The organism is Marinobacter sp. MIT932201, assembly GCF_047123295.1.
In the GTDB taxonomy this organism is placed as follows: Bacteria; Pseudomonadota; Gammaproteobacteria; order Pseudomonadales; family Oleiphilaceae; genus Marinobacter; species Marinobacter salsuginis.
In genome coordinates, this window is sequence record NZ_CP138917.1 from 3060738 (window position 1) to 3086245 (window position 25508).

General features: G+C 57.4%; 20 protein-coding genes. 8 read left to right on the plus strand and 12 right to left on the minus strand.

The window, feature by feature from the left end; genetic code table 11:
* Positions 1 to 6: 6 nt before the first annotated feature.
* Both serB and parC read right to left on the minus strand, forming a co-directional pair.
* Positions 7 to 1239, minus strand: coding sequence for a phosphoserine phosphatase SerB (gene serB / locus SIC15_RS13995; protein ID WP_412536216.1), 1233 nt, complete (start codon positions 1237 to 1239; stop codon positions 7 to 9).
* On the minus strand, positions 1232 to 3541 hold the full coding sequence (gene parC, locus SIC15_RS14000; RefSeq protein WP_412536217.1) for a DNA topoisomerase IV subunit A: 2310 nt from the start codon (positions 3539 to 3541) through the stop codon (positions 1232 to 1234). The genes serB and parC overlap by 8 nt, the downstream gene beginning before the upstream one ends.
* Before the next feature lie 278 nt (positions 3542 to 3819).
* Here parC and SIC15_RS14005 point away from each other — a divergent pair, with 278 nt between their 5' ends.
* From SIC15_RS14005 to SIC15_RS14020, 4 genes are all read left to right on the plus strand, one after another.
* Positions 3820 to 4062, plus strand: a complete 243-nt coding sequence (locus SIC15_RS14005; protein ID WP_069183009.1) for a hypothetical protein — start codon at positions 3820 to 3822, stop codon at positions 4060 to 4062.
* 126 nt (positions 4063 to 4188) lie between these two features.
* Positions 4189 to 4563 carry a hypothetical protein gene (locus SIC15_RS14010; RefSeq protein WP_227549350.1) on the plus strand — a complete coding sequence of 125 codons (375 nt, stop codon included), beginning with the start codon at positions 4189 to 4191 and terminating at the stop codon, positions 4561 to 4563.
* A gap of 59 nt (positions 4564 to 4622) precedes the next feature.
* The gene (locus SIC15_RS14015; protein ID WP_227549349.1) at positions 4623 to 5498 is read left to right on the plus strand and encodes a methyl-accepting chemotaxis protein; all 876 of its coding nucleotides are present in this window, start codon (positions 4623 to 4625) and stop codon (positions 5496 to 5498) included.
* Positions 5477 to 5686: a hypothetical protein gene (locus tag SIC15_RS14020; RefSeq protein WP_227549348.1), complete on the plus strand. Its 210-nt coding sequence runs from the start codon at positions 5477 to 5479 to the stop codon at positions 5684 to 5686. Before SIC15_RS14015 ends, SIC15_RS14020 begins: the two co-directional genes overlap by 22 nt.
* Before the next feature lie 34 nt (positions 5687 to 5720).
* Here SIC15_RS14020 and SIC15_RS14025 read toward each other — a convergent pair whose 3' ends face one another.
* On the minus strand, positions 5721 to 6302 hold the full coding sequence (locus SIC15_RS14025) for a YceI family protein (protein WP_069183007.1): 582 nt from the start codon (positions 6300 to 6302) through the stop codon (positions 5721 to 5723).
* Between the two features lie 68 nt (positions 6303 to 6370).
* Positions 6371 to 6916: a cytochrome b gene (locus SIC15_RS14030; protein WP_136631659.1), complete on the minus strand. Its 546-nt coding sequence runs from the start codon at positions 6914 to 6916 to the stop codon at positions 6371 to 6373.
* A 517-nt stretch (positions 6917 to 7433) separates the two neighbouring features.
* On the opposite strand from SIC15_RS14030, the gene SIC15_RS14035 reads away from it, so the two are divergent.
* Entirely contained in the window at positions 7434 to 8720 is a 1287-nt protein-coding gene (locus SIC15_RS14035; RefSeq protein WP_412536218.1) for an EAL domain-containing protein, read from the plus strand.
* On the opposite strand, the gene SIC15_RS14040 is transcribed toward SIC15_RS14035, so the two are convergent.
* The 8 genes from SIC15_RS14040 to SIC15_RS14075 form a co-directional block, all read right to left on the minus strand.
* Positions 8715 to 10493 (minus strand): SLC13 family permease, encoded by a 1779-nt coding sequence (locus SIC15_RS14040; protein ID WP_069183004.1) that lies wholly within the window; start codon positions 10491 to 10493, stop codon positions 8715 to 8717. The two genes, SIC15_RS14035 and SIC15_RS14040, sit on opposite strands and share 6 nt — an antisense overlap.
* A 95-nt stretch (positions 10494 to 10588) precedes the next feature.
* A complete protein-coding gene (gene parE, locus SIC15_RS14045) occupies positions 10589 to 12484 on the minus strand; it encodes a DNA topoisomerase IV subunit B (RefSeq protein ID WP_153633732.1) in 1896 nt (631 codons plus the stop codon).
* 67 nt (positions 12485 to 12551) lie between these two features.
* On the minus strand, positions 12552 to 13025 hold the full coding sequence (locus SIC15_RS14050; RefSeq protein WP_412536219.1) for a protease complex subunit PrcB family protein: 474 nt from the start codon (positions 13023 to 13025) through the stop codon (positions 12552 to 12554).
* Positions 13025 to 15532, minus strand: coding sequence for a S8 family serine peptidase (locus SIC15_RS14055; protein WP_412536220.1), 2508 nt, complete (start codon positions 15530 to 15532; stop codon positions 13025 to 13027). Before SIC15_RS14055 ends, SIC15_RS14050 begins: the two co-directional genes overlap by 1 nt.
* 273 nt (positions 15533 to 15805) lie before the next feature.
* Positions 15806 to 17857 (minus strand): TRAP transporter large permease subunit, encoded by a 2052-nt coding sequence (locus SIC15_RS14060; RefSeq protein ID WP_412536221.1) that lies wholly within the window; start codon positions 17855 to 17857, stop codon positions 15806 to 15808.
* Positions 17858 to 17872: 15 nt separating this feature from the next.
* A complete protein-coding gene (locus SIC15_RS14065; RefSeq protein ID WP_069182999.1) occupies positions 17873 to 18883 on the minus strand; it encodes a putative solute-binding protein in 1011 nt (336 codons plus the stop codon).
* Between the two features lie 58 nt (positions 18884 to 18941).
* Positions 18942 to 20006, minus strand: coding sequence for a hypothetical protein (locus SIC15_RS14070; protein ID WP_412536222.1), 1065 nt, complete (start codon positions 20004 to 20006; stop codon positions 18942 to 18944).
* 203 nt (positions 20007 to 20209) lie between these two features.
* Positions 20210 to 20821: a TetR/AcrR family transcriptional regulator gene (locus tag SIC15_RS14075; RefSeq protein ID WP_174805008.1), complete on the minus strand. Its 612-nt coding sequence runs from the start codon at positions 20819 to 20821 to the stop codon at positions 20210 to 20212.
* Positions 20822 to 20986: 165 nt separating this feature from the next.
* Between SIC15_RS14075 and SIC15_RS14080 the strand changes: the two genes are divergently transcribed.
* From SIC15_RS14080 to SIC15_RS14090, 3 genes are all read left to right on the plus strand, one after another.
* A complete protein-coding gene (locus tag SIC15_RS14080; RefSeq protein WP_412536223.1) occupies positions 20987 to 22783 on the plus strand; it encodes an acyclic terpene utilization AtuA family protein in 1797 nt (598 codons plus the stop codon).
* A 150-nt stretch (positions 22784 to 22933) separates the two neighbouring features.
* On the plus strand, positions 22934 to 23800 hold the full coding sequence (locus SIC15_RS14085) for an SDR family oxidoreductase (RefSeq protein ID WP_412536224.1): 867 nt from the start codon (positions 22934 to 22936) through the stop codon (positions 23798 to 23800).
* A gap of 10 nt (positions 23801 to 23810) precedes the next feature.
* Positions 23811 to 25427, plus strand: a complete 1617-nt coding sequence (locus SIC15_RS14090; protein WP_412536225.1) for an acyl-CoA carboxylase subunit beta — start codon at positions 23811 to 23813, stop codon at positions 25425 to 25427.
* The last annotated feature ends 81 nt before the right edge of the window (positions 25428 to 25508 follow it).

Below are 25508 nucleotides of genomic sequence, written 5' to 3' on the forward strand. Positions count from 1 at the left end.
ATCGGCTCAGTTGTCGGCGTTGTCCAGACTCTGGTTGGTTTCGCTCTCCCGGAAACCAATCAGATAAAGGATTGCGTCCAGACCCAGCGTGGAAATCGCATGGCGAGCCGACTCCTTGACCAGGGGTTTGGCACGGAACGCCACACCCAGGCCAGCCTGACTGAGCATGGGGAGGTCATTGGCGCCATCACCGACGGCAATCACCTGTTCCCGGGAAATATGCTCCTTCTCGGCGATCTCCAGCAACAGTTCTGCCTTCCGCTTGCCGTCCACAATCTGCCCTGACACCCTTCCGGTGACCTTGCCAGCCTCGATCTCAAGCTCGTTCGCGTAGATGTAATCGATGCCAAGTTTGCGCTGCAGATGGCGGGCAAAGTAGGTGAATCCGCCCGACAGGATGGCCGTGCGATAACCCAGTGCCTTGAGACTTCGAATCAGGTGCTCAGCCCCCTCGGTCATTCGCAGCCGTGAGGCGATGCCCTCAAGTACCGACTCGTCCAGCCCCTTCAAAAGCGCAAGGCGCTCGGCGAAACTCTGGCTGAAATCCAGTTCGCCCTGCATGGCCCTCTCGGTAATCTCCGCCACCTGCTCGCCCACGCCGGCTTCCGCCGCGAGTTCGTCGATCACTTCGGCTTCGATCAGCGTGGAGTCCATATCAAAGACCACGAGACGACGATTACGCCGGAAAATGGAATCCTCCTGGAACGCAATATCCACATTCATTTCGCCGGCGATGTGCAGGAAGTCCGCGCGCAACTGCTCGAGATCCGATGGTGTACCCCGAACCGAAAACTCGACACAGGCAATCCGGTTATCGGCGGCGTTCAGAGAAGGCCGGGCAGACAGCCGGGAAATATTGTCGATATTCAGGCCGTGGCGGGCGGTAATGGCCGAAACACGGGCAATCTGCTCGGCTTTGATATCCCGGGCCAGCAGCGTCACGATGTAGCAGGCCCGGTTCCGGGCGGCGGCCCAGGATTGGTATTCCTCCACCGTGATGGGCGCAAACCGCACCTGCAGATCCAGGGCATGGAGCCGGAACAACAGATCCCTGATGACCGGAGAGGATTTGGACTCGTCCGGAATTTCGATCAGGATGCCCCAGGTCAGGTGATCGTGGATGACCGCCTGGCCAATATCCAGAATCCGCACATCGTAACGCCCCATGATGCCGGTGATTTCCGACGTCAGGCCCGGTTTGTCACGTCCGGAGACATTAATCAGTACCAGTTCACTCACTGTCGACACCCTCACTGTCTGAGCCGGCCTCTTCCTGCGCCCGAGCAGCGGAAGGAATCACATCGATGCCATCAACCCGTTGCAGTCCCCTGGGCAGCTTGTGGCCGCGCCGGCCCCGCTCTCCGAGGTAGTGTTCAAGGTCACTGAACTGGAGCCCCATCTTGCGCTTGCCCGCCCGGACCTCCAACTGGTCGTCCTCGGCAAATACGGCCACTGCCACCACATATTCCTCGCGGTTCTGGACCCTGGCTGAAGGAATGCTGATGATCTTGTTACCCTTACCCTTGGCGAGTTCCGGCAGCTCGCCCAGCGGGAAAACCAGCATACGTCCCTCGTTGGACACGGCCCCAAGGTACAAGGTTTTTTCGGTGGTCGGTATTACCACCGGAGGCATGATCCTGGCTCCTTTGGGGACACTCACCACCGCCTTGCCATTGCGGTTTTTGCTGATCATGTCGTTCAGTGATGTCACAAAACCATAGCCGCCATCGGTGACCAGCAGTGCCTTGCGGGACGGATCCCCCATCAACAGCCCTGAAAAGCTTGCCCCGGAAGGAGGGTTGATCCGCCCGGTTAGCGGCTCGCCCTGCCCCCTGGCAGACGGCAGGCTGTGAGCCATCAGCGAATAGGCCCGCCCGGTTGAATCCAGGAAGATCGCCTGCTGGTTATTGCGCCCCCGGGCTGCCAGTGAGAAACGGTCACCGGCTTTATAGCTCAGACCTTCCGGCTCAATGTCGTGCCCTTTGGCGGCGCGAACCCAGCCTTTCTCGGACAACACAACGGTGACAGGATCATTCGAGACCAGATCCACTTCACTGAAGGCCCGGGCCTCCTCACGCTCAACAATGGGTGAGCGACGGTCATCGCCAAAGGTTTCGGCATCTGCCTGCAGCTCGCTCTTGATCAGCTCGCGGAGGCGGTCTTCAGAACCGAGGATGGACTGGAGTTCATCCCGTTCGGCTGAGAGCTCATCCTGTTCGCCCCGGATTTTCATTTCCTCAAGCTTGGCCAGATGGCGCAGCTTCAATTCGAGGATGGCCTCGGCCTGATCGGCGGACAACCCGAAACGGGCCATCAACTCGGCCTTGGGCTTGTCTTCAGTACGGATGATTTCGATCACTTCATCAATGTTGAGATAAGCAATCAGCAAGCCTTCCAGGATATGCAGGCGAGCAAGAACCTTGTCCAGGCGATGCTGGAGACGACGGATTACAGTAGTGCGACGGAAGGCCAGCCACTCGGTCAGAATCTGCTGCAATCCCTTCACGCCCGGCCGGCCGTCATTACCGATCACATTGATGTTGACCCGATAGGTTTTCTCGAGATCGGTGCTCGCGAACAGGTGCGCCATCAAACCATCCAGATCCACCCGGTTGGACCGTGGCACGATCACCAGGCGGGTCGGGTTCTCGTGATCGGATTCGTCACGAAGGTCGGCCACCATGGGAAGCTTCTTGGTCTGCATCTGATGGGCGATCTGCTCCAGCACACGGTTACCGGAGACCTGGTGTGGGAGGTCCGTAACCACGATTTCGCCGCTTTCCCGAATCCAGCGGGCCCGCATCCGTAAGGATCCGCGGCCGGTTTCATACATCTGCCGGATGTCCTTCCGGGGAGTAATGATTTCCGCCTGGGTCGGAAAATCCGGGCCTTTGATGTGTTCACAAAGCTCTTCCACCGTCGCCCCGGGCTGATCCAGCAGGCGTATACAGGCGGCGGTCACTTCCCGCACGTTGTGCGGCGGGATATCGGTGGCCATACCAACCGCAATACCGGTGGTGCCATTCAGAAGTACATGGGGCAACCTGGCAGGCAGTACCGACGGCTCTTCCATGGTGCCATCAAAATTGGGCACCCAGTCCACCGTACCTTGCCCAAGCTCGCCCAGGAGCACTTCCGCGAAAGGCGCCAGGCGGGATTCGGTGTAACGCATGGCGGCAAAGGATTTCGGGTCGTCCGGCGAGCCCCAGTTCCCCTGCCCGTCCACCAGCGGGTAACGGTAAGAAAAAGGCTGGGCCATCAGCACCATGGCTTCGTAACACGCGCTGTCACCATGGGGGTGAAATTTACCCAGCACGTCGCCCACGGTGCGCGCGGACTTCTTGTATTTCGAGGTGGATTTCAGTCCCAGCTCGGACATGGCATAGACAATTCGCCTCTGAACCGGTTTCAGGCCATCGCCGACATTGGGAAGTGCCCGGTCAAGAATGACGTACATGGAATAATCGAGATAGGCCTTCTCCGTGTAATCCCGGAGCGAAACCCTCTCGAAGCCTTCATCCGTAGTCTGAAACTCTGGCATGGATGCCTCTTTGATTGCCTGTGTTGCCTGATTTGAAAACCGTCGGTGATGCTGTGCCCTGGCCCCGGAATAATCACCGGACAGCAGGAGCGCACATTATATGGAGCAAGGCGCCGATACACCAACAACCTGCGGATTTATTGGCCAAAAACGGACCTCCGTTGCACAGACGCCTGATTCCAATAGCGGAATTCCCGCATGGAGAGTCTGTAAGGTGGGCCGTATTCTCGCATCCAGTGAATAGAAGACCGTTTTACTTCTCTGACAAGCGGAACACTATGAAACCCAACATCAAAGCCTGCGGGCAAGCCATGGTCACAGCCATGGTAAATGCAGTTCTGGCGGTAGCACTGATGCTCCTTGTGGAGTTTGCAATCAGTGGCAGCTTCCAGATTCCCGAGACCTATCTCTGGGCAGGATTACTGATCTGGGTGGTCATTTTCGCGGGACAGTTCTGGCGACAGCGACATCTCTGCAGATCCTGCGACACACCATCGGAATCACCCGACCCCTCCCGATAACCCGATCTGCTCCCGGCCAGAATGCTGCCTCCTTGACCGGGAGCAATTACCCAGTTGTTTTTCAAATCATTCTCTTCCCCGATGCTATATTGGCAATAAGCCAAACCGACAGTACGGGAGAGATCTATGGATTTTGGTAAGCGTTTGGGGCTTCGGGTAAAAGTTGCTTTGCCTTTCGCTATTACTGCAGTAGCCCTGATTGTTATCGGTTTATTCGCTGTCAGTACCGTCCGGAATCTGGTCTCCGACACCGACAACATTGCCGAAACCTACCTGCCATCCGTCAGCGAAATCCTCAATGGTGACCGGGATCTCTACCAGGCAATGGTGGCCCAGATGGCCTTTGTGGACGCCCAGTTCAACAATGAGGAGGGTGAGAACTACCTCGCCAGTTTCGATGAAAATGCTGGACAGGCTCTCGAACGCTTTAACCAGGCGGTGGCCAGGCTTGAAGGCACTGGTGTATCCGATGGTTTGATACGGCCTACGAGCGTTGGCTGAGTTCCGCCCAGCGAGTTCTTCAGCTGGCAGAGACGGGAGATGCCGAGCAGGCACGATCGTTGGCCGCCAGTGAGACCAACGAGCTTTTCGATAATCTCCGCAATTACTTTGATGAGGTTGGCGCTCACGCCGATGCGCAAGCCCAGATTCGAGCCGGTGAAGCCTCGTCTGAAGGCCAGAGCAGCTCGATGACCATCCTTTTGATCACAGTCGTCGCCATACTGATCAGTATTGGGCTCTTCGCTGTATTCCTGAAAATGATTATCGCATCGATTAGTGCCCTCAGGGATCAACTGGACAATATCGCCCAGGGAGAAGGCGATCTGACCCAGCGAATTCCGGTCGAGATGGATGATGATCTGGGCAAACTCGCAAAAAGCTTCAACCTGGTCCTGGAAAACCTGCAATCGATGATTGGCTCCATCCAGCAGTTGACCCGGGAGCTTGGCACTGGTGCTTCAGATCTTGCCCGGGCGGCGAAGGATAACAACGATGGCGTGACGCGACAGACGGACTCCATTTCCATGGTCGCCACTGCCATCAACGAAATGCAGAGTGCCATCGAAGAGGTTGCTGGCAACGCCTCCAGGGCCGCGGAGATTACACGGGAGGCGGAAGAAAAGGGCAAGAACGGCGCACGAATTATCCGCAGCTCTTCAGAGCAGGTGCACCGGCTGGCCGCCCAGATTTCAAAAGCCGTGGAAGTCATCCGCAAGCTGTCTGACGATTCCGACAACATCACGTCCGTTCTGGACGTAATCAGGGGCATTGCCGAGCAAACCAACCTGCTGGCATTGAACGCCGCTATCGAGGCAGCACGTGCCGGCGAGCAGGGACGGGCAGCAAGGAGGCAAGCGAAACCGAAAAACTGGCCACCGATGCAGAATCTGAACTCAAAGCCATTCTGGAGGCTATGGCAAACATTGCAGATGTAAACACCAGTGTAGCGTCAGCCACTGAAGAGCAAACTCAGGTAGTGGACGAGATCAACCGTAGCATCACTGAAATCAACGATCTGGCAACAGAGAGCGCAAATCGCTCACGGGATATTGATGGAATCAGTGAATCCCTAGAGGGCTATGCGAGGGAACTGGAAAGTCAGACAGGCAGATTCCGGGTCTAGGCCCGGAATCTGTCAGTGGCAGGGTCAGCCAGGATTACTGCCGGATACCCTCGACAGAAATGATGATCTCAACGGTCTCGGAGGCCTTTCCGAGATCCATCGGGATACCGAAGTCTTTCAGGCGAAGCTCGGTTTCCGCTTCAAAACCCATGCGATAGCCTCCCCAGGGGTCCTCACCATGACCCAGCATTTCGGCATCCAGGGTGACTTCCTTGGTAACACCACGGAGAGTCAGGTCACCGATGATATCGGCCTCGCCTTCTTCATCCAGCACCACGCGCTTGCTCTTGAAAGTTGCCTGCGGAAACTCGTCCACATACAGGAAGTCTTCGCTACGCAGGTGCTTGTCACGCTCTGCATGATTGGAATCCACACTGCTGGTATCGATCGTCACGTTCACGGTGCTGTTTTCGGGATTCTCGGCGTCATAAACAAATTCGCCGTCAAAATCGTTAAAACGCCCGTAGAGCCAGCTATAGCCCAGGTGGGAAATCTTGAAAGTGACGAACTGGTGGGCGCCTTTGGTATCAAAGGCATAGGTGCCACTGTGCTCGTCGGCATGAACCGCACCAACAAGCGCCATCGACACGGCAGAAGCAAGCAGAACTTTTTTCATGATTAACTCCCTTATTTCATAGGTGCCCGACTCCCGGGCGTTACACGATGAGAAAAACGGCAGACGGGTCACTTCCCGAACATACGCCACAAGGTCCGATCACGATCAAACAGATGGTGTTTCAGAGCCCCGGCCGCATGGACCGCTGCAAGGGCAACTATTGCCCATGTTGACCAGTAGTGAACGGTCCCGGCGGTGTCTTCCATTCCCTTGATCTGGCCGGTAACTGATGGCACCTCAAACCAGCCGAAAACGCTGATTGAAGAACCGTCCGCTGTTGAAATCAGGTAACCGCTCACCATGGCAACGAAAATCAGCACATACAGCAGGAGGTGGGCCATGTGAGCGCTTCGGATCTCCCAGCGCTTGTGACCGGGCAACGGCTCCGGCGCCTCGTTCAACATTCGCCAGGCCACACGAAAAAGCATCACCATCAGCAAAAGAATTCCGATGCTGCGGTGGATGTCGGGTGCTCTGCGATACCAGTCGTCGTAATACGACAGATCCACCATCCAGAAACCGAGCCCGAAAAGTCCAAGAACAACCACAGCGACAAGCCAGTGGATAATGATCGCCACTAAACCGTAGCTGGCCGGAGTGTTTCTGAATTGCATGATGAAAAATGACCCTATTCCCTGGTTAAAGATGCTTCGGCGAGTTTAGAAACTCGGAACGACGAAAAAAATCGAAATCTTTTGCAGCGCTACATCAGAATTTCTGACCATTCCCCCGCCTTTTGCCTTTGGTCGCATACGGGTTTTACGGATTGCTCAAAATTATAGCAACGATAGACTTGATGCATATTTGAACGCCCCGTCTGGGGCCTCAGTGACCGAGAGGACAGGACATGGAACTCGAATTCGACGAAAGCGTGGTTGTACCCAGCAACAATTGATTCTCTGGCGGTCCGCCCGGGCCGCTGGGCTCCTCTTCCCATCTCAAGACAGCGAAAGATACAAACCGTTTCCACTTTCCACATGAAACAGTGGTAATAAACGCGTTTTTTTGGCAATCTTCCCTCCAACTATCAGTAACTTCGCAAGTTTTACTGCGTCATCTGTACTGATAAAAGACAGTTCAGGCGCCAGAGTGGGGCGGCTGATGCGTTCGTTTAATTGACCAGAATCAGCTATGTCGAAACGCCTCCCTGAAAAGCTGACAGATCCCGAAGTGGAACTGTTATCCCCTATGCTGAACAGGGAAGGTGATACATGGACTGCCGATTTTCGCGGACTGACCCTCAGAACAGCACTCCAACCCATCTACAGCATTTCGCACAAGCGCATCGTCGGTTACGAGGCTTTGATCAGAGCGTTTGATAACGATAACTCCGCCGTCCTGCCGCTCCACCTTTTTCAGCTACCGACTTCAGACGCGGAAAACCTGCTCCTCGACCGCCTGTGCCGATACCTTCACATACGTAATTACAGTGGCATCCGCGATCAACTGAACTGGCTTTTCCTTAACGTCTCTCCGCAAGTGGTCACCAGCGGCAGCCAAGCCGATTCGTTTTTCGGTCACTTGCTCACCAAGACCGGGCTTCCGCCGCACCGTATTGTCATGGAAATCGTCGAGCAGCCAACAGACGATGCAGAAAGGCTGCGGGAAACCGTTGCCTACTACAAAAAACTGGGCTGCCTGACGGCGATTGATGATTTCGGCGCCGGCCACTCCAATTTCGAGCGAATCTGGAACCTGTCCCCGGACATCGTCAAGCTGGACCGGAAGCTGCTGACCCGGGCAACAGACGATCACAAAGCCCGACAGATTCTGAATGGCATCGTGTCACTGCTGCACCAGTCCGGCTGCCTGGTGCTTCTGGAAGGTGTTGAAACCCGCGATCAGGCGATGATCGCCATTGATGCCGGCGTGGACTTCGTGCAAGGCTTCTATTTCCGCAGACCTAGTACCGAACTGGACCAACTGGCCCACGGGCCTGCCGATTTCGACAATCTGTTGCAGGAATACAAGAACCGCAACCAGGTTACACTGGACCCGACACGGCAATTGGTGGACTTCTTCAGTGGCTTTTTTGACCATGCCATCAGCAAGCTCCGCAGCGGTATGAGCATGCAACAATCCTGTCTGGAGCTGCTGAATCACCCCGCCGTCTCACGCTGCTACCTGGTCGACGATAAAGGCGTTCAGATCGATGACACGCTGGTTTCCGACACCGGTACCCGCAGCATGGACCCGCGTTTTAAACCTCTGGAGAGTACCAGCAGTGCCGACTGGTTCCGCCAACAGTACCTCCGCCAGGCTTTGGCCCACCCGGAAAGCCTGCACGTCACCGCACCGTATCTCTGCGTTACCGGTGCTTATATGTGTGTCACTCTGTCATTGGGGTATTTTCAGGACGGAAAACTCCAGGTGCTCTGCTGCGACATTCTCGCCAACCCGACCGAGCAAACCTCATAATCCGGGATTTATGTCGTAAACCAGTGCAATGACCACAACCGTGACCGCACCAATGAACAGATTCATCGGCAACCCCACCCGCACAAAATCACTGAATCGGTAACCGCCCGGCCCGAACACCATCATGTTGGTCTGATACCCCAGTGGCGTGGCAAAGCTGGCCGAGGCGGCCATCATGACGGCGATCACGAAAGGCTCGGCAGCGACTCCCATACTGGTCGTCATCGACAGAACAATGGGAATGACCAGCACAGCGGCAGCGTTGTTAGTAATAACCTCAGTTAGCACCGACACAACAAGATAGACCAGAAGGATGGTTAGAAGGACATTGCCCTGACTGAAGCCAAGAATGCCCTCAGCGACAAAGCCCGCAGCGCCGGTTTGCTCCAGCGCTGCACCCATGGCAAATGACGCCGCTATCGTAAGAATAACCGGCACATCGACCGATTTCTGGGCCTGGCCGACCGAGCAGCAGCCCGACAGAATCATCGCCGCGGCACCTAGCAAGGCCGCATTCAGCATGCTCAGCGTGCCGCAGGCAGCAAGGCCCACCAACACCAACAGGATTCCCCAGGACAGCCAGGCGCGGTCATGCCGGGGCGTCTCGGTTTCCAGGTCATTGATCAGCAGGAAGTCCTTGTTATAGCGCTGACGACTGACAAACGCGGGCCGAGCTTCCAGAAGCAGCACATCGCCCGGCTTGAGTCGAATGTTACCGAGGTTGCCGGACACACGCTCACCACCTCTAGCAACAGCCAGGACGACAGCACCGTATCGGTCACGGAACCGCGCATCGCGAATGGTCGAGCCCAGAACATCAGACTGCGGCGATAAGGCCGCTTCCACGAGACGCCGTTCGGCCCGGTCTTTGCTCAGGCTGGGCTCATCTTCATGAACCGACGGAACGATACCGTTGATGCGCAAGAGGTCTGAAATGGCCTGGGTATCACCGGCGAACACCAGCCGATCGCCACCCCTGAGCCGCTCCTCCGAAGGCACTGCGGTAACCACGCTACCATCCCGCTCAATCTCGACCAGGTATAGACGTTCCAGCTCCCGGAGCCCTGCCTCACCGACGGTCTTCCCGACCAGCGGCCCGTCGAATGACACCGCCACTTCCAGAGTGAATTCCCTCATGGAACCGAATTTCTGCTGGTCCTTGCGGTCCGGCAGCACTCTGGGCATAACCAGCAACAGCGCCGCGACACCGATGATGGCTACCGGCAGTCCCACGGCCGTAATGGAGAAGATCGAAAAGCCCTGTTCGCCGGTCAGTTGCTGGTACTGGCCATTCACGACCAGGTTGGTGCTGGTTCCTATCAACGTGAGGGTACCCCCCAAAATGGCGGAATAGCTCAGGGGAATCATCAGTTTCGACGGTGAGATACCGATTTTCCGGGACCAGGCGTGTACCGCCGGAATCATGGTGGCGACGACCGGAGTATTATTGAGAAAGCCACTCAGAAGGGAGACCGGGAGAGCGATCCGCGCCTGTGCCGAGCGGACGGTCCGGGGATTGCGAAGCAGATGATGCACCAGCAGATCGACGCCGCCGGAATGGTGAATGCCCGCGGCCACCACAAACATGGCTACAACGGTAATCAGGCCACTGTTGCTGAATCCCGCAAGGGCCTGATCCGCGGAAACAATTCCGCTGGCACTGAGCACAACGAGCACACCCATCATAATCAGATGGGGCGCAAATCGCCCTGCACTCATCAGTATCAGCGCGGTGCCTGCGAGGCCCAGCGCAAACCAGCCCTGCCAGTCCATCAACGGTTCTTCCCGATCAGAAAACTGGCAGGATAACGAGTTTAAAGAATGCAGAGAAAGAATAAAGGATGCTTTTTATAGCACCTTATGGCATATCAAACTTCAATGTCGGCCATGTTGCCGTAGGTCTCCAGCCAGGCTCTCCGATCGGATGCGCGCTTCTTGCCTAACAGCATGTCCATACGGCTATCAGTGTCGTCACCGTCCTCTATGGTCAGCATAACCAGTCGACGGGTGTCCGGAGCCATGGTTGTTTCCCGCAGCTGGAGTGGGTTCATTTCACCCAGCCCCTTGAAGCGGGTCACCGAAATCTTGCCCTTGCGTTTCTCGGCAGCAATGCGGTCGATGATGCCCTGCTTTTCGTGCTCATCGAGGGCGTAGAAGGTTTCCTTGCCCAGATCCACCCGATACAGCGGCGGCATGGCGACGAACACATGGCCGGCGGCCACCACAGGGCGGAAGTGTTTTACAAACAGCGCGCACAGCAGCGTGGCAATGTGAAGACCATCCGAGTCCGCGTCGGCGAGGATGCAGATCTTGTTGTAGCGGAGGCCCTCAAGCTGGTCAGACCCCGGATCTACACCAATGGCAACGGCAATATCATGGACCTCCTGGGATGCCAGAATCTCGCCGGAGTCCACCTCCCAGGTGTTGAGGATCTTGCCGCGCAGCGGCATCACTGCCTGGAATTCCCGATCCCGGGCCTGTTTCGCGGAACCACCAGCGGAGTCGCCCTCTACCAAGAACAACTCCGAACGGGCGGTATCACCGCCGGAACAGTCCGCCAGCTTACCGGGCAGCGCAGGGCCCGAGGTAACTTTCTTCCGGGCCACTTTTTTACTGGCCCGCAGACGGCGCTGAGCATTGCTGATAAAGAGTTCCGCCAGCGCCTCAGCGACATCGGTATGCTGGTTGAGCCAGAGACTGAAGGCATCCTTGACCACACCGGAGATGAAGGCGGCAGCCTCACGGGAAGAAAGGCGCTCTTTGGTCTGCCCTGAGAACTGTGGCTCCTGCATCTTGAAGGAAAGCACATAGGCCGCCCGCTCCCAGATATCTTCCGGGGAAAGCTTTACGCCACGGGGCAACAGATTGCGGAACTCACAGAACTCGCGCATGGCTTCAAGCAGCCCCGTACGCAATCCGTTTACATGAGTGCCACCCTGGGCTGTAGGGATCAGGTTGACGTAGCTCTCCATGATGGCATCGCCGCCCTCGGGAAGCCACTGAATGGCCCAGTCCACCGCTTCCTTGTTGCCGGAAAAGCTGCCAGTGAAAGGCTCCAACGGCACCACTTCAATATCTGCCAGGGCAGTGCGCAGATAGTCCCGCAGCCCGTCTTCATAGAACCACTCATCTTTCTCGCCGGTTTTTTCCTGCAGGAAAGTCACCGTAAGGCCGGGACAAAGAACCGCTTTCGCTCTCAGGTTGTGGCGAAGCCGGCTGATCGAAAAGTTGGGGCTGTCGAAGTAAGTTACGTCCGGCGTGAACTTCAGACGGGTACCTGTGTTGCGCTTGCCGACGGTATCGATCACCTCGAGCTCGGAGGCCTTCTCACCGTTAGCGAATGTCATCCTGTGGAGTTGGCCATCCCGCTTGATGGTCACTTCCAGGTGGGTGGACAACGCGTTTACAACGGAAACACCGACACCATGGAGGCCACCGGAAAAGTTGTAGTTGCCCTGGGAGAATTTGCCGCCGGCGTGGAGGCGGGTCAGGATCAGTTCGACGCCAGGCAGGCCCTCTTCCTTGTGGAGGTCCACCGGCATGCCCCGGCCGTCATCTTCAACGCTCAGTGAGCCATCACTGTACAACACCACATCGATACGCTTTGCGTGCCCTGCCAGCGCCTCATCCACACTGTTATCGATAACTTCCTGCGCCAGGTGATTGGGCCGACTGGTGTCGGTATACATCCCCGGCCGCTTTCGCACCGGATCCAGGCCGCTCAGTACTTCAATAGCATCGGCGTTATATTGTTGCTGGCTCATGGGCAGGAACTGACTCCGCGGTTGATATAAAAAGCTGAGCCATAGCTTAGGGATTCGTGACGAAAGATCAACGGTTGTTTTCTGCTCGGGTGATCTGGATATCGTCCCAGCCTTCAGCCGTCACCGCGATCACCGCGCATGGGGTGGTCAGGGCTTGAGTGACGATCATGCCGGGGGCGGGTTCGGTCACTCTGACCTTGAGTTCCAGGGCCCCACTCCGAATTTCGGAGGCGTCCAGTGTAACGCTGTAGCCGCCGGTTGGCTTCTGGCCAATAGCCGCCAGAACGATGTGCTCTCGCTCAAAGTCAATGTTTTTCAAAGACTCGAGGGAGAGGTTCCGACCGGGCAGGGCTTCCAGGCGCCGAACCTCCTCACGGCTTGTCAGATAAACATGACCGGGAGCAGTCAGACCGCAGTGTGCCGACTGGGTAATCTGGCGTGCCAGCGGCCCGCCCGCTGCAGTTTCAGAACGACTGCTCGCACACCCGGATGCCAGCAGCGTTGCAACCAGCAGACATCCGGCGCGAAAGTAAATGGACATCAACGATTGGTCTCCAAGTTTCTCATTGGCTCAGCACTGGCGTTTCCATGGTTTTTCAGACGATAGCCCTCGAAACCGATGCGGGGCAATCCCATGGATGCAATGGTCGGGCGACGGAAGCTTGTACTGAGACTGACTCCAGAAACCCGCTCTTCACCGATAACGATCTTCTCTGGCAGGCCATTTACCGGGTACTCAGCGCAAGCTTCACCACTTTCACAGATAAAGCCGTTGTTATCCGTGTCCGTTCCCGCAACCAGAAAATACTCCCCGGGCTCTATATCATCGAACGAGAAGCTATAGCTTCCGTCACGGGCAGTCACTACGCGCTGCTCAATGGTTTCGCGACTTTCATCAGGACTCACCAACAATACGTAATGGCGACCTGCGTCTCGCTCATCAGCCAATGCCCTGAGGTCTATAGAGACCGGGATCTCAACAGTTCCTGAATCTCCCCCGGCACTGTAATCGATTTCGATGGTGGTGGCATAAGTCTGCCCATCGATAACGTTTCCCTCCACCACAGTGACTGCCACCGACCCCGGCAGAGGGCTCCCAGCTGAAAGTGCGGGTTCGAGACTGATCAGATCGGAATTGAAGGAAACACCGTTTACCAAAACCGATTCGCCGTCGGGATACACTGAAAAGTCGAGATCACGACTGAAACGTGCAATATCAAACTCGAGTGCTGAGGGCGAAGGCAAGACAATGGTACTGACCGAACCTTCAAGGGCGGCGTCAACTGACTTGAGTGCATTCATCAGCCCGGCGCCGTATTCAACGCTGCTCCCGACGCTTTCTGTCAGCAGACCGGCTGCGAGCCAGGCGCGAAAGTTAGAGGGGCTGACGGTTTCACTATTCGCAGCTTTCATCAAGGCATAAATACCCGCTACGTGGGGAGCAGCCATCGAAGTACCCTGCAATCCCGCGTATGAGCGGATAAATTCACCGCCATCGTCGACACCCCAGGTGCTAATGACAAGATCGGCATTGCCATCCAGATTTGCATCCCTGGTGGCATCCCCGCCAGGGGCAACAAGATCAACGGAACCGCCGAAGTTGGAATAAGATGCTCTCACCTTGCCCGCGTCAACTGCGCCGACCCCAATCACTCGTTCAAAGGCTGCCGGGTAGGTCAATTCATCGGTTCCCTGGTTGCCTGCGGCTGCAACGACCAGCTTTCCGTTTGAATCCGCCCGGTTTATGGCCGCCTCCAACACGGTGCTTGGACCAACGCCTCCCAGACTGAGATTGATGACGTCGATATCCGGATTGGTTGCAGCCCAGTTCATCGCCGCCACCAGATCATCCAGAGTTCCTGCCCCATCCCGGCCCAGTACCCGGACTGGCCAAAGAGTGACATTGGGAGCCACTCCATCTACACCCTCGCCATTCGCCAGTGCCGCAACAATGCCGGCAACATGAGTTCCGTGGAAGTTACTGCTCTGAGGTTTTCCGTCTCCCGGGTCGGCAGGATTGTTGTCATAGCCCAACGGATCGTTGAACTGCGGATCAATATCCACCTCGGCGGACACATAATCCAGTATGCGGTTGGAATTGAACGGAACAACGTTCGCATCCAGATCAAGGTGCCATTCGCCGTAGGTTTGCGGGGTGGACGTAAACAGGCCCGTGTCCATGACGGCAACGCCAACATCATTGCCAAGGTCCGGTGCGGCTTGCCAGGCAAGTGGAAGACTGATGAGCGGCAGATTCCATTGCAGAGATGAGAGATCCCGATCCGCCTGAGCGCGATAGATGTAATTCGGCTCAGCAACCTCAACCCCGGGCTGCGTTTTCAAGTCAGCGATCCAGCGAAGCGTCTGATCACGCAGGCCTCCCGGCGTGCTGGATGATTGAGAAGCAACGACACCGGCGGGGTCGCGCCGGATTAACCAGGCGCCCCGCCCCAGTGATTTCGCGGAGGACGCTGACAAAGCGCCGGCAAGGCCCTGCGAACTGAAACGACCCTGCTCTTCCGGCGACATCAACACAATGGCCTCGTCGGGCACAAACTCCGGTTGGCTGTATTGAGCATTCTGGAAACTGGTAACGCCGGTAGTCGAAACAGACAGGACGTATCGGAAAGGACCACCACCTGCCGTTCTGACGCTGATTTCTGCCGGCCCTTCAGCAGGCGCACTTACCATCAGAGGCGTATCGCCTGCTCCCGAATCTGAATCTGAGGCACCGCCCTGCTCAACGGAAAGTGTAATCGTAGGCTCGGTAAAACCTGCATCTTTGAAAACCTGTACGGCAATCGTGCTGCCCGCTGCCAGATCTGTGCGAAATGAATCCTGGCCGTCGATGACATACTCAAATATAAACCCGTCAGAATCCGGATAGACACCAGAGGTGGCACTCAGATAGCCCCCCAGAATACCGGTTGAAGGGATTAATTGCGCGGTGCTCGACGAATCATTGGAAACTGCTTCGTTCAGGCGGCTGTCATCAGCAGTGTCCGAGTCCACCCGTGTTCCACTTTCGATGGTAATGGTGCCACTCAATCCGGGTTCCTGAGAATCCAGGCTGTCACCACTACCTCCTCCCCCACAACCCACCAGGGAAAGCGCAGCGAGGAAAAGCGGGACTGATTTTGAAAGTGCAAGAGAATTCATAGGTCAGGCCAATGGCAGCAGGTCAATGTTGATTCCTAGGTTATACCAAACACGCTTCTCTCAAGTGTTCGGTTTCGTTCAAACTACGTTTCCCCTTGTATTCCAGATGCAAAAAACCGCCTGAAGTTTCCCTCAGGCGGTTCTATTTATCTCACTGCAACATTACAGCGCGTAGAACAGCATCGGCACGAACGCCACAAACAGCAGTGTCGGCCCCATCACGGCCAGAGGCAGCAGCAGCCGCTCATAGCGATGCCAGAAGGAACCGGTGCGCTCTGCCGCCAGCACTTCGGTCTCGCCCACCACCTGGCGGGTCAGCAGGTGGTTCAGCGCCACTGGCGGGCTCAGATAGCCGAGCTCGAATGCCACCAGGCACACAATCCAGAAGTGCAGCGGATCAATACCCAGCTGGATAGCCGGCTGGGCAATGGTGGCCGACACCAGGATCACCGCACCGAATGGGTCCATGACCATACCAATCACCGTGAGCATCACCACAATCACCAGCATGGCGACCCAGGGACTGGTCAAATCCTCCGGGAAGAGCGAATGAACAATATCCGAGCGCTCGAGGATACCCCCCAGGCAAATGGAAAACCCGATCAGCGCAAGCAGGGCTCCAATATGCACCGCTGAATCGCTGGCCGCGGCGGAGCTACGGCTCCAGAATACCTGAGAGAGGGTCTGGCCCTGCTCCTCATTACTGCGACCGGAATCCAGCAACACCAAGGCGAGCATGACCAGCGGCAGAATCAACGGTGCGCTGTACTCGTTAAACTTCAATCCGAGAACCACCCAGATAGACACGATGACCAGGGCCGCCACTGCCACATAAGGCAGCAAAGCCCGGCTTTCAGCGAGGGCGGCGCGAAAGGCCCCTGGCGCCGGACGGGGCTTCCAGCTGCCCTGGGTCTTGCAGACAATCAGCGAAAAAAGCGTCGCTGACATGATGAAAACCCAGAAGCCCCAACTGTACATTTCGGTGGTCGTGACTTCTTTATTGAGGGCTGCGACAACGACAATCAGCAGGCATGGATTGAGAACCACCCCGAGACTGCCGGACATGGCGGTCGTTGCCAGAGACAGCTGGCGCCCAGCACCGGCTCGGCGCAGTTCGTCATAGACCACCCCACCCACGGCCAGGATGAATATACCGGATGCGCCGGTAAATGCAGTCGGAAAGGCCGTGGCGAAGATGATTACCGAAGCCAGCAGCGGCGCGGGCAGATTGAAAGGTTTAATGAGGTTCAGCAGAAGTTCGGGAATCCGGGTCTGCTTGAGCATCATGCCCACCAGCACGTAGAGGCCAATGTTGATAAACATGGACGACAGGTTGGACATCATTCCGAAATAGATGGCCAGGCCCGAGGCATACCCGTCTACCAGGAAGAAGTAACTCATGGCGATCAGGCCCATGGCGCAATACAGCGGAATTACCAGGCCCGAGGAGGCGGAAAGTCCGCCGGGACGAATCCGTTCCGGGACGTTCAGGAACCGGACCGCATTGATCACCATGAACAGGCCGAAGACCCCGCCCCAGGCATATTGGAGGCTCATGGTGTCTTCCGATCCGGGCGATGTCGCCAGCTTGCCCAGGTAAGCGTTCAGGGACAGCACCATCAGACCGTTAACCACAAACTGCACACCCTGGCTCAACCGCCATTCGGCACGATTGCGGGGCAGGCGCAAGGCTATGTGGTCCGTGTCCAGTGCCGCAATGGCGGCGGCCATCGCGAACATTGCGATGAACAGGTACTTGGTAAGCTCAATGTTGTCCAGAAGGAAATCCGCCAGCCCCTGCTCTACCGCCTTGAAAGCGCCGAGAGCCGGCGTGGCATGGGCAAGGTTCTGCTCGTAGACATCGTATTGCTGCTGGCAGAGTTCCAGATTGCTCTGCAGCGATTTACGAATGGCTTCGGGATTGGGCGGTGAACTGAACAGGTCGTCCGGATCCGGCTTATAGTTGGCTACCCGTCGGGCCACCTCAGCATCAATGTCCATCGCCAACTGACACGATGGCTCCGTGGCATCCGGATTGAGCAGGTAATAATTTGGCCAGGTCTGCTCACCAACCCAGAGAAGACGGGAATGGAGAGAATTGCCCATGCCCAGCAACAGGGTGAACAGAAGCAGGAGCAGCAGAACGGCCCCGTACATGCGATGTACGGGGTATAGGGTTCGTGCGGCCGGTGCAGTTATGGCTCGCCAGTTCATGATGGTTTTGCCCCGTTATTCGCGGTTGGCCGCGGTGCATTCGGCAGCAGCGGGGTTACTGGCGCAACGAATCTTGCTGAGCAGCCCCATCATCTTCGGATGATACACATCCGGGGCACCGTTCAATCCATCACGCATCTCGATCCGGTTCTCCCGAAACATTTCCTGATAACCACGGATATCTTTTTCAGGGATGCGCACCCATTTTTCTTCAGGAATCGCCGCTTCCTGGCCTTCGATCAGGCCCATGGCCTGCGGGAACATATTCCAGGCTACTTCCCGGGCTTTCTGCGCGGTTTCATCGTCGAGCACGTCATCCCGGGCGACCATCTGAAGCGTCAGCTGGGCCAGCGGATAGTCCACCACACCCCCGCTCTCGCCGATGCCTTTATAAAGTTCCAGGGCCTCGTAAGCGAAGGCCGGCGCATAGGCGGTATCCACAGAACCGTTGTTAAATTTGCCGGCGAAATTGGTGATGTCGGAAGGCACCACCGTGGCCTTGACGAAGTTCACCATGTGAATGGCGTCTTTCTGGTAATCGAGAGTCGCCATCCGCTTTCCCGCCAGCTCGCCGGCGGTATCGATGCTGCGATCGTTCACAAACAGATAACCGGCACCGACCGGAATGATTCCGAGCACTTCGTAGCCATTATCCTTCATCAACGGCGCTGCTTTGGGCTGGGCCAGCGTGGCCAGCAGGGTCTTAAGATTGTCGTAGGTGGGAAGGGCTCCCACGGCACTGATGCTGCCCGTGAACTTGTTGAATGGACGAATCCGGATGTCGGTGGCGGCAACCGCATCGCACTGCCCGGCATTGAAATCACCTATGGCTACACCCTCGTCGGTGTAAGGTTTCAGCTGGAAATCCACGCCATGACCTTTCATCTCCAGGGCATAGTCTTTGACAAAGTTGTAGAAGTCTCCATTGGCGCCGATGACATCGAATACACACATGGAGACAGACTGCGCCGATGCCAGAGGAGCGGCAGCGACAAGAGCCATGGCAGTCAGGGATTTGCGGATCATAACGACCTCCGGGTCATTCTTGTGTTTGTCAGTTTTCAGAGGATGTCGGCCACCTGCCTTACAGCAGGTCGTCCAGATTCATGGTTTCGACGTTTTCGGTTTGCCGCTCAGGGCTCATCCTGCCGAAGTAGGATTGCGGCGTCCGATAGCCGTAGTTGGCGGTCCAGTGCTTGTCCGAAGAAAAGCGAACCACTCCGGCAGCAACTTCATCCACGAGACGGTAGTCGTCCCAGACCTCAATCGTTGCATCGGCCTCGGCGAAAGTGGCGATGGCTTCTTCAAGTTTTTCGGGCCGGCCAAAGGTTTCGGCGGCAACAGCCTGGAGCGCGTGCGGAACCCGCATTCCTTTCTCAACACCCAGCTCCCTGCTGTGTTCCAGCACCTGCCAGGGATCCGGCGCCAGCGCCGGACGGGTATCCGGCAGTAATAGCCAGACCAGGGCACGAATCGCATTGGGCATACCGCCCCACTTTTCATTGTCCAGACAGGTGGCGGCACGCTCGGCCTGGGGTGCAATGTTCCTGGGTACTCCGGCCATGGCGCCGGAATTGGCATCGTTCACAATTGCCTGCATGCCGGTCAGCAAGCCGAGCAGGAAGGTAATTTCATCCTGCTCGGCGAACAGGAAGGGGCATTCAAGAGGTTCCGCGGCGGGATCGAACTCGTAGGCGGCCATTGCTCGCTGAAAGGACGCATAGCGACGCTTCGCTGTCAGCGCGTTCAATCGCTTGGCCACTTCCCTGGCGTCCTTGGCCGCAGCCACATCACCCTCGTAGTCCGCTCTGAGATAGGCGAGTTCAGCCTCCCAGGCCTCGTACTCGGCACAATTGCCTGCCAGAAGCATGAGCAAGGAACCGGTACTGTCAGGGGCATCGGTAACGCGGGAGAAGGAATAGAGCAACGGGTCAATGCCCTCACCCAACGCACAGGCCATCTGGGCGTCGGACATTTGCAATACGTAGGGCGTAGCCTCGCCCTCCGAGTAATTGGAGAGCACAACGCCAGTGGTGGTGTAGATTGGATTTGCCGAGCAACCTGCGAGTGCGGCAACCGCCGCCAGCGAGAGAGCCTTGAGGCGAGCCGCGAAAAGGCGCGGTCCGAGCCTTGCCAGAGAGGAGATCATATTTCACCCTGCATCACGTTGTTTTTGTTTGCCCGATCTGAACTCGGTTTTTGTCAACGGGTGCAAGAATGCGGTGAAAACTGTCCTACAAAAATGGCTCGAATGCCGATTTTGTTATGCCGATCGGGCCAATGGCCTCCAGGGAATGGAATTGCTCTGGGTTTTATTGATTTAAAACAAAGACTTTCGAAAATGACACCGATTCAGAGAGACATCATGGCCATGACCTGATCGGTCAAACCATCCAGCGTCAGTCCTCCCCGCTCCGGCTTGTACCAGGTTACGGTCCAGCTGAGAGCACCGGTCAACATCCTTCGAACAACGAAGGGATCCGCCTTCAGAGCGCCTTCGCGTTTCAGCGATTCCAGGACATCGAGCCAGAGCTTCTCATAGATATCCCGAAGCTCCAGCACTTCCACCTGGGAGGCGGCCGACAGACTCCGCCATTCGAAAACCAACACCGCCATGGCCTCGCCGGTCTGGCCGTTGATTGACTCCAGCTCGGCACGGACAAGACCCCGCAGCTTTTCTCTGTTGGTATCTGCAGCCTCCAGCGCCGCCTGCATGAGCGCGGTGTTCAAACGGATGGTTTCAACCATCACTGCTTTGAGGATCTCTTCCTTGGTCCGGAAGTGATGGAACAGGCTGCCAGACTGAATACCGACGGCGGCGGCCAGATCGCGAACCGTGGTGCGCTCATAGCCTTTTTCCCGGAACAGCCGGGCCGCCTCTGTGAGCAGGCGGCCGCGGGCACCATTGGGATCAGACACGAGGTTCTCGGCGATCAGGGACTGAAGGATCTTGTTCTGGCTCACTGAGGCTTTCCGGTTGGCAAAAGAGGCCTTTAATTCTACCTGAAACTTGCCTATTTACAAACCAAGCGCTTGCTTGGTATTGTCAATTCCATGTTTGACAAAACCGCGATTGCCCCGGGCATCGAATCGGTAACCATAGACAGGGCTTAAACAGGGCACAGGAACATGGCTGAATCTCAAAAAACTGTTCGCATCGGATGCTCCGCCGCTTTCTGGGGCGATACTGAGACCGCCGCCGCGCAACTGGTTCATCAGGGCAACATTGACTACCTGGTGGCCGATTACCTGGCCGAGATCACCATGTCGATCATGGCCGGGCAGAAGATGAAAGATCCGTCCCAGGGCTATGCAAGGGATTTCGTCCAGACCGTCATGGCTCCCCTGCTTGGGGACATTAAGGAAAAAGGCATCCGTGTACTGGCCAACGCTGGCGGCGTGAACCCGGTAGCCTGTCGCGACGCCCTTCAGGCCCTCTGCGAGAAGGCAGGCGTAGACATGAAGATTGCCCTGGTTCTGGGCGACGACCTGCTGACGAAAAAGAAAAAGCTGGCCGATATGGGCATCACGGAAATGACCTCCGGCCAGCCGATGCCACCCATGATGGTCAGCCTGAACGCCTACCTCGGCGCGCCGGGCCTGGTTGCCGCCCTGGAACAGGGCGCCGACATCGTGATTACCGGCCGGGTTGCTGACAGCGCTCTGGCGCTGGCCCCTCTGGTGCACGAATTCGGATGGAGCTGGCAGGACTACGACAAGCTGGCCCAGGGTAGCCTGGCCGGGCATCTGCTGGAATGCGGCGCCCAGGCTACAGGTGGCAACTTTACCGATTGGGAAGAGGTGGCCGGTGGCTACGCCAACATGGGCTTCCCGATTGCCGAAGTGAGTGCCGACGGCAGCTTTTTTATCACCAAGCCCGAGGACACAGGCGGCCTGGTGAGCCGGGGCACCGTGGCCGAACAGTTGGTCTATGAGATTGGCGATCCCAGGGCCTATCTGCTGCCGGACGTTACCTGCGATTTCACGGGCGTTGAATTGGAGGAAACGGGCAAGGACCGGGTTCAGGTTCGAGGCGCCCGGGGCCTTGCGCCTACGGATAGCTACAAGGTGTCGGGCACCTGGCCGGACGGCTTCAAGTGCACTGTCACATTCCTTCTGGCTGGTATGAACGCCAGGGCCAAAGCCAAGACCGTGGCCCAGGCCATCCTCGCCAAGACCTCTCGCATGTTCAGTGAGCGTGGTTTGCCCGATTACAGTGAAACCAGCATCGAGCTTCTGGGTACCGAAACCACTTATGGCGCTCACGGCCGGGGTGAGGATTGCCGGGAAGTCGTGGTCAAGATCAGCACGGCCCATCCCAAGAAAGAAGCGCTTGTGCTGTTTTCCCGGGAAATTGCCCAGGCGGCAACGGGCATGGCACCGGGAATTACCGGAATTGTCGGAGGACGTCCGACCGTGTGGCCGAAAATCCGGCTGTATTCCTGCCTGGTGCCTAAAACAGAAGTCGAGGTATCCGTGGATCTGGGTGGCGAGCGGCAGGCGGTTGAAGTTGAGACCAGCGGCAGCTTCGATAGTGCCGACCTTCCGCCACAGTCGTTCACTCATGACACCAGCGCCACCGATACCACTGTTCCTCTGGTGAAACTTGCCTGGGCCCGCAGTGGCGACAAGGGCGACCACACCAACATTGGCGTGATTGCCCGCAAGCCGGAATTTTTGCCGTTCATTGAAACCGCACTGACGGAAGCGGCCGTTGCGGAATGGATGGAACATACCCTGAATCCGGAAAACGGTCGGGTCACCCGCTGGGCCATGCCCGGTTTGCAGGCCATCAATTTCCTGCTGGAGCACAGTCTTGGTGGCGGGGGTGTCGCCAGCTTGCGGATTGATCCCCAGGGGAAGGCGTTTGCGCAGCAATTGCTTGAGTTCCCGGTGCCTGTTCCTTCTGGCCTGGTTAAAGATTGATTTTTTTGTGCATGCACTCTGGTTGGTAGCGCGTTCCGGGACACGCCGTAAATACGTCCATGTAGGCTTGATCGCAGCATCCTTGCTGCTCACAGTCCCGAAACGCGCTACCAACCAGAGCGCCCGAACTTTTAAAGGGTCTTCATTACTATGAGCTATCAGTCTGTTTTTCATCCCGACTTGTTCAAGGGCCAGGTGTTTATTGTTACCGGCGGCGGTTCTGGCATCGGCCGGTGCACGGCCCATGAACTCGCTGCCCTGGGCGCGCGGGTTGCCCTGGTCGGTCGCAAGTCCGAGAAAGTGGAATCTGTGAAAGCTGAGATCACTGAGGACGGCGGCATTGCGTCCGCCCATGTCTGCGATATCCGTGAAGAGGAATCAGTCAAAGCCACGGTGAAAGCGATCATTGCCGAACACGGCGGTCTGAACGGACTGGTAAACAATGCCGGCGGGCAGTTCCAGGCGCCGCTGACCGGGATTAACCAGAAGGGCTGGGAGACGGTCGTTCGCACCAATCTGACCGGCGGTTTTCTGATGGCTCGGGAAGCATACACCCAGGCGCTGTCGAAAACCGGGGGTGCCATCGTCAATATCGTGGCCGATATGTGGGGCGGCATGCCCGGCATGGGACACTCCGGTGCTGCCCGGGCCGGGATGGTGAACTTTACCCAGACAGCGGCCGTTGAATGGGGCGCTTCCGGCGTTCGGGTGAATGCCGTTGCCCCGGGCTGGATCGCTTCCAGTGGCATGGACAACTACCCGGAACACATGAGGCAGTGGATTCGCAGCCTGGGCGATAACGTGCCGATCAAGCGGATGGGTACCGAATCCGAAGTCAGCTCGGCGATCTGTTTCCTTCTCAGCCCTGGCGCAGCGTTTATCAGCGGCGACTGCCTGCGGATCGATGGCGGCGCCTCCCAGGGTGGCCGGGTGTGGCCGTTGCCGAAGGCCAAGAATAACGAGCCCTACAACGGCTTTCACCGGGCCGTTACCCCGAAAGTTCTGAGCGACAACTGAGGAGCCTACCATGCAGGTACTTGAATCCACCGTAAGCTCCCAGTCCGAGGATTTCCGCTCCAATGCCGAGGCCATGGACGCCCATATCACCACGTTCCGGGATGTGGAACAGAAGGTGCTGGATCTGGCGGAAGCGGCCCGGGAGAAGTTCACCAAGCGGGGCAAGCTGCTTCCGAGGGACCGTATCAACCGGTTGCTGGACCGGGGAACACCCTTCCTGGAGCTGTGTTCGCTCGCCGGCTACAAGATGCACGATGACAAGGACGGCAGCATGGCCGGCGGCGGGATCATCGCTGGTATTGGCTATGTGAGCGGCATTCGCTGCCTCGTTGTTGCGAGCAACAGCGCCATCAAAGGTGGCACCATCACCCCAGCCGGCCTGGACAAGACGCTGCGGCTGCAGCAGATTGCCATGGAGAACAAGTTGCCGGTGGTATCGCTGTCTGAAAGCGGCGGCGCCAACCTGAACTACGCTACCGATATTTTCGTGCTCGGCGCCCGGGGCTTTGCCAACCAGGCGCGCATGTCGGCCGCCGGCATTCCCCAGGTTACCGTCGTCCATGGCAACGCCACCGCCGGCGGCGCCTATCAGCCGGGGCTGTCCGACTATGTGATCGTGGTGCGCGAGCAAGCCAAGATGTTCCTGGCCGGCCCCCCGCTTCTGAAAGCCGCCACCGGCGAAGTTGCCACTGACGAGGAACTCGGCGGTGCCGAAATGCACGCCAATGTGGCAGGAACCGCCGAATACCTGGCCGAAGACGACGCCGACGGCATCCGCCAGGCCAGAAATATCCTCGAGGCCTTGCCCTGGAACGAGCAACTGCCGCCGCAGCGAGAATTGAAATGGGAGGAGCCACTTTACCCGGCCGAGGAACTCCTGGGCGTGATCCCGGCAGACTCGAAAAAACCCTACGACGTTCGCGAGATTCTTGCCCGAATCGCCGACGGCTCGAAGTTCATGGACTTCAAGAACGAGTTCGACGACCAGACCGTCTGCGGCACCATCCGTATCGAAGGCCATTTGGTTGGCATCATCGGCAACAACGGCCCGATCACCCCGGCCGGATCCGCCAAAGCCGCCCAGTTCATCCAGCTCTGCGACCAGGCCGGAACGCCGCTGCTGTTCCTGCATAACACAACCGGTTTCATGGTGGGCACCCACTCGGAGCAGAACGGAATCATCAAACACGGATCAAAAATGATCCAGGCCGTGGCCAATTGTCGGGTGCCAAAGGTCGCAATTGTCATCGGTGGTTCCTATGGTGCAGGTAACTACGCCATGTGCGGACGTGGTCTGGACCCACGGTTCATCTTTGCATGGCCCAACAGCCGAACAGCAGTCATGGGCCCTGCACAGGCTGGCAAGGTGATGCGTATTGTGGCCGAAGACAAGCAGCGCCGCGGCGGCATGGAGCCGGACCCTAAGACACTGGATTTTCTGGAGCAGGCGACGGCCAAGAAACTGGAGGAAGGCTCAACGGCGTTGTTCGGAACGGCCAGATTGTGGGATGACGGGCTAATCGATCCGCGGGATACCCGTCGGGTTCTGGCTCTGGTTTTCGGCGTTTGCCGGGAAGCCGAGACGAGGCAGTTGCGGCCCAATACGTTTGGGGTGGCCCGCCTTTGAGGCTTCTGGTTTCGGTGGGGCCCGCCTCCATGCCTTCTTTGGTTTCGGTGGGAACCGATTGGGCCCCTCTGTCCAAAAAAC